This is a genomic window from Candidatus Woesearchaeota archaeon (assembly GCA_026394965.1).
Classification (GTDB): domain Archaea; phylum Nanobdellota; class Nanobdellia; order Woesearchaeales; family 0-14-0-80-44-23; genus JAPLZQ01.
Map to the genome: position 1 here is coordinate 1 of JAPLZQ010000027.1, position 8,422 is coordinate 8,422.

7 protein-coding genes and 1 tRNA gene are annotated in these 8,422 nt (G+C 43.1%); all 8 read right to left on the bottom strand.

Going from position 1 to position 8,422, the window contains the following annotated elements; translation table 11 throughout:
* Window positions 1-441 precede the first annotated feature (441 nt).
* Entirely contained in the window at window positions 442-1,518 is a 1,077-nt protein-coding gene (locus NTV63_01260) for a KamA family radical SAM protein (protein ID MCX6709567.1), read from the bottom strand.
* A gap of 116 nt (window positions 1,519-1,634) precedes the next feature.
* Window positions 1,635-4,046 carry a DEAD/DEAH box helicase gene (locus NTV63_01265; protein ID MCX6709568.1) on the bottom strand — a complete coding sequence of 804 codons (2,412 nt, stop codon included), beginning with the start codon at window positions 4,044-4,046 and terminating at the stop codon, window positions 1,635-1,637.
* A 72-nt stretch (window positions 4,047-4,118) separates the two neighbouring features.
* A complete protein-coding gene (locus NTV63_01270) occupies window positions 4,119-4,688 on the bottom strand; it encodes an MBL fold metallo-hydrolase (GenBank protein ID MCX6709569.1) in 570 nt (189 codons plus the stop codon).
* 79 nt (window positions 4,689-4,767) lie between these two features.
* On the bottom strand, window positions 4,768-5,505 hold the full coding sequence (locus tag NTV63_01275; GenBank protein ID MCX6709570.1) for a hypothetical protein: 738 nt from the start codon (window positions 5,503-5,505) through the stop codon (window positions 4,768-4,770).
* A gap of 85 nt (window positions 5,506-5,590) precedes the next feature.
* Complete coding sequence (locus NTV63_01280) at window positions 5,591-6,928, bottom strand: RNase J family beta-CASP ribonuclease (GenBank protein MCX6709571.1); 1,338 nt, start codon at window positions 6,926-6,928, stop codon at window positions 5,591-5,593.
* A 339-nt stretch (window positions 6,929-7,267) separates the two neighbouring features.
* A tRNA-Val gene (locus NTV63_01285) sits at window positions 7,268-7,340 on the bottom strand.
* A gap of 56 nt (window positions 7,341-7,396) precedes the next feature.
* Entirely contained in the window at window positions 7,397-7,657 is a 261-nt protein-coding gene (locus NTV63_01290) for a hypothetical protein (GenBank protein MCX6709572.1), read from the bottom strand.
* Window positions 7,658-7,666: 9 nt separating this feature from the next.
* Window positions 7,667-8,422, bottom strand: a 756-nt coding sequence (locus NTV63_01295) for a diadenylate cyclase (GenBank protein MCX6709573.1), incomplete at its 5' end; no start/stop codon positions are given.

Below are 8,422 nucleotides of genomic sequence, written 5' to 3' on the forward strand. Positions count from 1 at the left end.
GGTTTTTGGGCAGTTCTTTTTTTAGATTATATGTTATGGCAATGCACAGCGTCATCTTTTAGAAGGGTTAGAATGCTTTCCCTAGAAGGCACCTCATGAGTCTTTTATTCCTTGTTTGTTGTCAATCACTGCTTTTTTTGAGCATGAATCTTTGATTTTCCTGATTTTTTGATTTTAATTTTTATGATTTTTTTATAATTGATGTAATGCTGAACTCATTTATATATTTAATTATTTTGAAAAAATTCCGACGGGAAAATTTTAAAAAAAGCCGCAAAATAAAGATTCTCCCGCTTCAATGGAAAGAGCGGTAAAATTATCCGTCGGAAAAATAATGCGCTGAAAAATTTAATTTCAGGTTCAATAAATCAGAAAATAAAAAATAATAAAAAACTGCGGTAAAAAAAGGAAACTAAAAACACTAAAAAAATCTGGGAGAAATTATTTAGGCAGGGGATACTCGTAAATCCTTTTTTTGTAGTTTCTCATTACGACTTTGCGGTATTTTCCTTTCCTGTCATATTTCTCTCCGACGATGTAGCCGAGGTCAACAGGTGTTTTCCCCCCGCCGCCGGGCGCATCAATTACATAATGCGGAACAGCCATTCCGCTTGTGAAGCCGCGCAAGGCGTGAATCAGCTTTATTCCTGTCTTCACATCTGTCCTGAAATGGTTTGTTCCCTTTACAATGTCCGCCTGGTAGAGGTAATACGGCTTTACCCTCGCAACAAGAAGCTTCTGGACAAGCTTTTTCATTGTTTCCGGCTTGTCATTTATCCCTTTCAGGAGGACTGTCTGGTTTCCGAGAGGAATTCCGGCATCAGCCATCATTCCGCAAGCCATTATGCTCTCTTTTGTGAGCTCATCTGGATGGTTGAAGTGCGTGTTTATGTAGAGCGGATGGTATTTTGAAAGCATCCTGCATAGTTTCTTTGTTATCCTCTGGGGAAGGGTGCAGGGCACTCTTGTCCCGATTCTTATTATTTCCACGTGCTTTATTGCCCTGATTTTCTTCAGTATGAATTCAATCTGCCTGTCATCAAGAAGGAGCGGGTCTCCGCCGGAGATTACAACATCCCTCACTTCCCTGTGCTTTCTGATGTATTCTATCCCTCTGAGAATCTGGCTCTTGCTGATTTCATTCAGGGAGTCCCCGACTCTCCTCTTTCTTGTGCAGAACCTGCAGTACATTGAGCACTGATTCTTAACAAGAAGAAGCACCCTGTCAGGATACCTGTGCGTAAGCCCTGGAACCGGGCTGTCTATCTCCTCGTGCAAAGGATCCTCAAAGCCGAACCTGTCCTTGAGTTCCCTGATATCAGGTATGCACTGAGCCCATACTGCATCCCCCTTCTTTTTTATGAGGGAAAGATAATAGGGATTTACGCGCATGGGGTAAGTCCTGCTTATTCTCTTTATCTCATCTATCTCGCTTTTCTTAAGCCTGAATCTTTTCAGAAATTTTGATATTGTCTTTTCGTCAGCTGAATCTGAGAGAATTTTCTTCCATTTCTCCATTTTTTCTTTCCTGCCCCCTTTTTTTCTGTTTTTTCCTTTTCCACGGAAAAACAAGTGCAGTAAGGATAGATGAAGCAATAAGTTAATATTTTTTTGTTTTTTATTTTTTATTGATTTTATGGCTTTTCAGAATAAAGGGTTGAGTCATTGCAGCTTCCGCTGCCTTCACCTGAGAAAATCCCGTAATCGTTCCCTTCATCCTTCTTTTCATATTCTGAATCAACTGCCTGCCGTATTCCCTTTGCCTTTTTCTCGCCAATGAGCTTTGCCTTTTTCAGCTCATCTTCAGATGCATTGACTATTGCCTTTACTGAGCCGAATAGGGATAAAAGGTTCCTTGATAGTTCGCTTCCTATCCCGGGAAGCGATGAGACAATGTATTCCTGCTGCTCCCTCAGGCTTCCCCTCCTCTTTTCTGCGTGCGCTGAAAACCCGTTTTCCCTTCCTATCTGCTCCCTTCTTGCAATCAGGGTGAGCATTGCAGCGCTTTCCCTGAAATTCCTGGTCTGGATTATCGGGATTGCATAGTCAATTATTATTGTGGAGAGCATTCCCCTTATGGCATTGGGGTGTATCTTCCTTGCAGAATAGATGTCCTCTGTTCCCTCTATTATAATCAGCGGATGCTCATAATTTTCCTTCATGCTCCTTATCTGTGAGAGCAGCCTTCCGTCAATTATTGAGTCAACAAAATCCTGAACGCGCTTTATCTCAACTGCAACCCTGCTGCTTAGCACATAGTCAGCAATGTCAAGGCTCTCCATCTGCAGGCGGATTCCCGCTTCAGAAAGCTCGCGGACAAGGCTTGAGGACTTTTCTCTGTGGTCCACAATCATTTTTATTTCTTCCCCCTCAGGCATAAAGTCCTTCAGTTCAGAGTCTTTTTTCTCCTTGCCTATTGATGACGGCTTTATGTCTGCAGTGTTGTGCTCTGATTTTATGCTCATGCTGCTTCTTATTTCCTCAATGGTTCTCTTCATCCTCTTTTCCTTGTGGAATGCAGACCATCTGTATGCCTCGTCTCTTGTGTTCTTTGTGAAAAGCACAATCACCCTTCCCGCTTCCTGCCTCCCTGTTCTTCCCCGTCTCTGGATTGTCCTGATTGCAGATGGTATTGGCTCGTAGAATATTACAAGGTCAACCTGAGGTATGTCCAGCCCCTCTTCGCCGACAGAGGTGGCAATCATTGTGTTGAATTCGCCGTTCCCGAATTTCTCAAGTATTGCCTTCTGCTCCTTCTGGTTCATGCCTGTGTCTTTCTTCTTTGCCTGCCCCACAAATATGTTTGGTGTAACGCCGGAAATTGAATTAAGCTCTGAGAATATCTTTGTTGCAGAGTCGCGGTATTGGGTGAAAATGATTATTTTTATGTCCTTTTTCCCTGACACTTCTGCGTTTATTATTTCCCTTAATTTTGCAATTTTCGGGTGCTCAATCCCCCCTTCATAGAGTATCCTTGTCTTTGCATATGCTGACCTGAAATTCAAGTCCACCACGAGCTTTTTTACTGCCTTTACTTTTGTATTGACTGACTCATCCTCAAGCTTTCTGAAGTATTGGTAGAGCTGGCTTATTCCCTGGGTTTCCAGCATCTCAAGTGCATGCTGGACTTTCATTCCCTCTGCAAGGAGGGAAACTGCCTGCATAGCCATGTAATCCTTTTCACCTGATGCAAGGCTTGCATGGAGTTTTGCTGAAATCTCAAGGAGCTCCCTCCTGCTGAGCCCGAGCGAAAGCTTTCCTATGAATCCCCTGCTGTTTATCTCATCAATCTTTGAGTTGAAGCAGTCCATAAGGTATTTCCTTATCTGCAGAAAGTCCGGCGGCAGCACTACAGGCACCCATTCAATGTCCATGCGCTGGACATACGGCTTTACATCAGGGTCAGATTCGTTCCTTATCTCAACGCCCTCGATGAAAAGATTCTTGCACACCTCTTTTATCTTTTCCTCAGTGCTTCCCGGAGAGGCTGTCAAGGCGAGAATCCTTGGGAATTCCGCCTTTTTCTGATACGCCTTTGCAATGAAATTGTATGAGTAGTCCCCAACAGCCCTGTGCGCCTCGTCAAATATTATGAGGCTTACCTCTTTGAGGTTTATCTTTCCTGAGATTATGTCATTTTCAAATCCCTGGGGGGTTGATGAGATTATTCTTAGCTCTTTCCAGAGCTTTTCCCTCTTATTTGGAGGCATGAAGCCTGTGAATACAGCTGAATTTCCGTCAGCGATATCGAGAAAGTTATTGAAGGATTTTATGTGCTGCTCTGCAAGAGGCCTTGTTGGCGAAAGTATCAGAACCTTTGAATTTGGAAAATCATTGAGCCTCTTGACTGCAAGCATAAGCGCAATTGCCGTCTTTCCAAGCCCTGTCGGAAGGACCACAAGGGTGTTTTTTTCAGCGGCTGTTGCAAATATTGTCTGCTGGTAAAGCCTTGGAATGAAATTCCTGAGCCGGATTGTTTTTTCCTTATCGCTTTCGCTGGGCATTCCATCTCCTGCGTCCTTTTTTTCATTGCCCTGATTATCCATATTCCCCTTTTAAATGAGTGCCGTTTGGTTTAAAAAGATTTGCTGTAAGTGTCTTTTATGTCCAGTGCGGGATTAATAATCGTGCCCCGGGAATAAAATCCGGTATTCAAGCCCTTTTATTTTCCTGACTGAGCCCCTTAATTTTTCAATTGAGCCGCCAGGAAGGTCAGTCCTTCCATATCCCCTTAAAAAGATTGTGTCTCCTGAAAAAAGAATCTTTTCCTTCTGCATGTAATAGCATGCAGAGCCCCCTGTGTGCCCGGGAGTCTCAATGATTTTAAGAAATTTGCTTCCCTCAAGCTCTTTCTCTGCTGAAAATATTTTTCCGCTGAATTTTCCTGAAAGCTCAATGTTTATCAGCGCGCCAAGCCTGTCTTTTTCAAAAAATTTAATCTCCTCCTCTGATGCGCAGAGCTTTGCATTGCTGAACAGGGCGTAATTTCCAACATGGTCATAGTGTAGGTGGGTGAAAAAGACCTGCCTTATTGACTCAGGGGGGATTATCTTTCTCACTTCCTCCTCAAAGTCCCTTCTCTCAGAATAATCACCTGCATCAATTGCGATTTCCCGCTTTTTTATTATGTAGGCGTTTGAGTTTCCTGATATTTTCCATATTCCCTTTGCTATCTCCTGGGATTTCATGGAAGAGAAGGTTTTATCGTCTGCTTTTATTCTTTCCCTTTTTGCCTTTTAAAATGCGGGGATTAACCTGAATTCAGATTCACTTGAACTCATACCTGAAATAATATCCTGCAAGAATTATTATTGCAAATATGAGGGCTGAAAGTATCAGAAGGGGAATGCTTTCTATGAAGAACATGAATGCTGAAATAAAAACTATCCCTGCTGCAGAAAACGCATAAAGGCTCCTTGAGCCGAAGAATATCTTGCTGCCGTCAAAAGGCGGCAAGGGTATCATTGAGAATGCTGCAATAAGCGCATTGAATACCATGGCATCGTGTATAAGCGGGTTTGGGATTGCAGAAAACATCCTGAAGAAAAGCGCAAGCCCCAGGTTTGCAAGAGGGCCCATTAGCGCGATTACAGCAATTCCGTAATAGTTTATGTCATACCTGAAATATCCGAGCCTGTGCCCGGGCATCATCGCAATTATGAATCCGCCAAGCGCGAGGAAGAATACATATCCGTTTGTTGCAAAGCAGAGGATAAGCGATGCGATTAGCCCATAAATCCACATCTTGTACTCAAACTTGTATCCCAGGTGAAGCGCATATATCTTCTGAACAGATATCTTGACAATAAGAGCAAGCCCCACTATCAGGAATGCATTGGCAAGGTTCATCAGCCCTGTTGAGAGGTTAAATAAGTTTCCGCCCCAGTCCCGGAATGAGAGTATGAATGCTGCGGCAAATATTGTTATCAGAAGCGCTCTTATCTCTGAGCCCTTGAAGACAAAATGATGCTTAATCTTGTCCTGCAGGTCGTAAAAGCCAGGCATACTCCTGATTCATGCAGCACAATATAAAAATCTTTCCGAAAGATTCAGATGAAATTTTATAAAAAAATCATTTCATTCAGAACATCTAGAAGAATATCTTCTGCCCGTTCTGCATCACATGGACGCTTACTCCCGGAGTGTATCCCATCTCAACAGCAAGCTCTGAGAGTGCTGAGGTCATAAGTATGTCCCCGTGCGCAGGTATTATGTGCTTTGGCTTTACAAGGTTGATTAAGTCCCTGTGGTCCTCTTTTGAGGCGTGCCCTGAAACATGGAGGTCCTTGAATATTCTCACATTGCTTTCTCTGAGCTTTTCCTCAAGCACTTCCCTGTTTGCCGCATTCATGGGTGTTGGAATAACATTGCAGGAAAATATCACCTGGTCCTCGTAATGAAGCTTCAGCGGAAGGTCGCCTGACGCTATCTTGGAGAGCACTGAGTTAGGTTCCCCCTGGTGCCCTGTCACAACAAGCATGTATTTCCCCCTGTCAGGGGCTGAGTTAATCTTGTTGAATGCGCGCCTGACATCCTTTCCGTATTTAAGCATCTGGACTGTCCTTGAGAAGTTGACTATTTTTATCTTCTCTGCTGCGCCCACATATTTTGAAAGGCTTCTTCCCACAAACATTATCTTCCTGTTGAGTTTTTTTCCCAGCTCAATTATTGATTTGAGCCTTGCAATGTGGCTTGAAAAGGTGCTTACAATTATCAGGTTTCTTGAATTTTCTGTTCCAAGGAGAACATCCTTAAGCATCTCCCTTGCAACTGTTTCAGATGGAGTCTTGCTCTCGCTCTTTGCCCTTGTTCCGTCCAGTATGAGCGCAAGAACCTTGCCCTCTTTCCCGAGCTCCTTTAGCCTCTTCATGTTTGTCTTCTTCCCGATTATCGGGAATGAGTCAAACTTGTAGTCGTTGGCATAAAGGATTGTCCCGTATTTTGTGTGCACTGCAACCATCACTGTCTGCGGCGTTGAGTGCGTTACATTTATGAATTCAATTTCAATGTTTTTTGAGAGCTGGAATCTTGAATTCGGATTGACTGTCTTTATCCTGTTCTTCAGCGATATCTTCTCATCCCGCAGTATCGCATTTATCACTTCTGTTGTGTAAGGCGTCCCTATAATCGGGGCGTTGTAGTGGTTTGACATGAAGGGAACTGCTCCCACATGGTCAAGGTGCGCATGAGTTGGTATTATCGCCTTCACCTGCGCCCTCCATTCCTTAATTACTGTGTCATCGGGAACTGCGCCTGCGCGTATCAGTTCAGCCACGCTTAATCTGTTTGTGTCATCCTCTCCCCTGCAGGAAATGTACTTGTCAAGGTACAGCCCCATGTCAAGTATCACTACCTCATTATCCACTTTTATGGCAGTCATGTTCTTGCCCACTTCGTTGTATCCGCCAACTGCGCATATTTCTATCATAAAATCACTTCCTGATTTTAATTTTTCAGATTTGGAATTTCTCAATTCGCAATTCTAACTAATTTTTTGTTTTTATTTATTTTTTTATTTAAATCAATAGGAACAATAAATCCTCTGAGAGAAAATATAGTGAGGCTCTTATAAAAAGCTTCCTAAACTTTTCAATTGAATCCAAGTCAAAATTGATGATTTTGAATTCCACTTAGAAAGATTAATTATTTCTACTTAAGATTGGGAATTATGCCCTTGTTTAAAAAACTATCGGAATTTCATTTGTGACGGAAATTCTTCCATTTCAGGTCGAAAGCCAGAAAAAAAGAATGTTTTGGAATCATTTAATGGGCCTGCCCAGATTCGGACTGGGGACCTCTGCCTCGTGAAGGCAGCGTCATAACCACTAGACCACAAGCCCGTCTTTTTAGTGGAGAATATGCTTCTTTAAAAATATTCTGTTTATTATGAAAAGAATCATGCCGGGCTTTTTCTTATCACAAGGAGCCTTCCAACCGGCGAGCCTTTACATTTTATCCTGAGAACTTTGCGCGATGGCTTTGAATAAATGATAATCCCTATTGCAAGAATTAATTTAATTGGAGCCAGAAATCCCTGCCTCATAAGGAAAAATAAAAAGGAAGAAGGGGAAAGATAGCGCCTTGCCGAAACCCTTCTTCTCTTTTTATATAACGTTTGCTTCAATTGTTTGTTAAACAATGAATATGAGTGCGCCATTTTTTCTCCTCATGGCATCTTAAGTATTATCTTGCCGTTTTTGAAAATCCTTATCTTTCCCCCGCTTTGGCTCAGCACGACAGAGACTGCGCTTGTGCATTTGGTTATTGCTGCGCAGCACCTGTGCCTTGTGCCGAAGCCTATGAGGGAATCGCACAGCTCCTTGTCCACGTCTACATTCAGGTAAACCCCTGCTGAGAGCACAACGCCCCCTGTGTCAATGAGGAAGACCCCGTCGAGCTGTGCGAAGTTTTTGATAGTCTGCTTTAACTCGGGGTCTGTTATCCGCCTGCATTCCTCAGGGTATCCTGCAAAGGGGTTGATTATCATCTGCTTGCTGTATCTTAAGAGCTCGTCCCTGTCGCCGATTACAAATGCCGTCCCGACTGACTTGCCCTCGAATCCTTCCTTGCTGATTTCAAGCGCTATGTTTATCACTGACTCAATCACGTCTGAGCTCATTCCTTCGCTCAGGTGTGTTGCACTTATGCTGAAAAATATGTTATCCACGTCAAATATGAAAAGGAGCCCCTTGTATCCCATCCCAAGGCTTCCGTCCTGCACGCAAACAACCCTGTCGCCCTTTTTTATGTATTCGCGGTTTATTGCCTCTGCAAGTATTTCCTTGAGCGGCGCTACAGAATCCTGGAACAGCTTTCTCATTCTTGTCTTGTAGTTGACTTTCCTGTATGCGCTCTTCCTTGTCTTTCGAAAGATTATTACATCTACATCAAGGAATCTGTCGTCTTCTGCTGACTCTAGTGC

What these genes read in the sequence shown, in the direction of transcription:
- NTV63_01260 (MCX6709567.1), bottom strand. Translation starts at nt 1,518, where the DNA reads ATGGAGAAATGGAAGAAAATTCTCTCAGATTCAGCTGACGAAAAGACA.
- NTV63_01265 (MCX6709568.1), bottom strand. Translation starts at nt 4,046, where the DNA reads ATGGATAATCAGGGCAATGAAAAAAAGGACGCAGGAGATGGAATGCCC.
- NTV63_01270 (MCX6709569.1), bottom strand. Translation starts at nt 4,688, where the DNA reads ATGAAATCCCAGGAGATAGCAAAGGGAATATGGAAAATATCAGGAAAC.
- NTV63_01275 (MCX6709570.1), bottom strand. Translation starts at nt 5,505, where the DNA reads ATGCCTGGCTTTTACGACCTGCAGGACAAGATTAAGCATCATTTTGTC.
- NTV63_01280 (MCX6709571.1), bottom strand. Translation starts at nt 6,928, where the DNA reads ATGATAGAAATATGCGCAGTTGGCGGATACAACGAAGTGGGCAAGAAC.
- NTV63_01290 (MCX6709572.1), bottom strand. Translation starts at nt 7,657, where the DNA reads ATGGCGCACTCATATTCATTGTTTAACAAACAATTGAAGCAAACGTTA.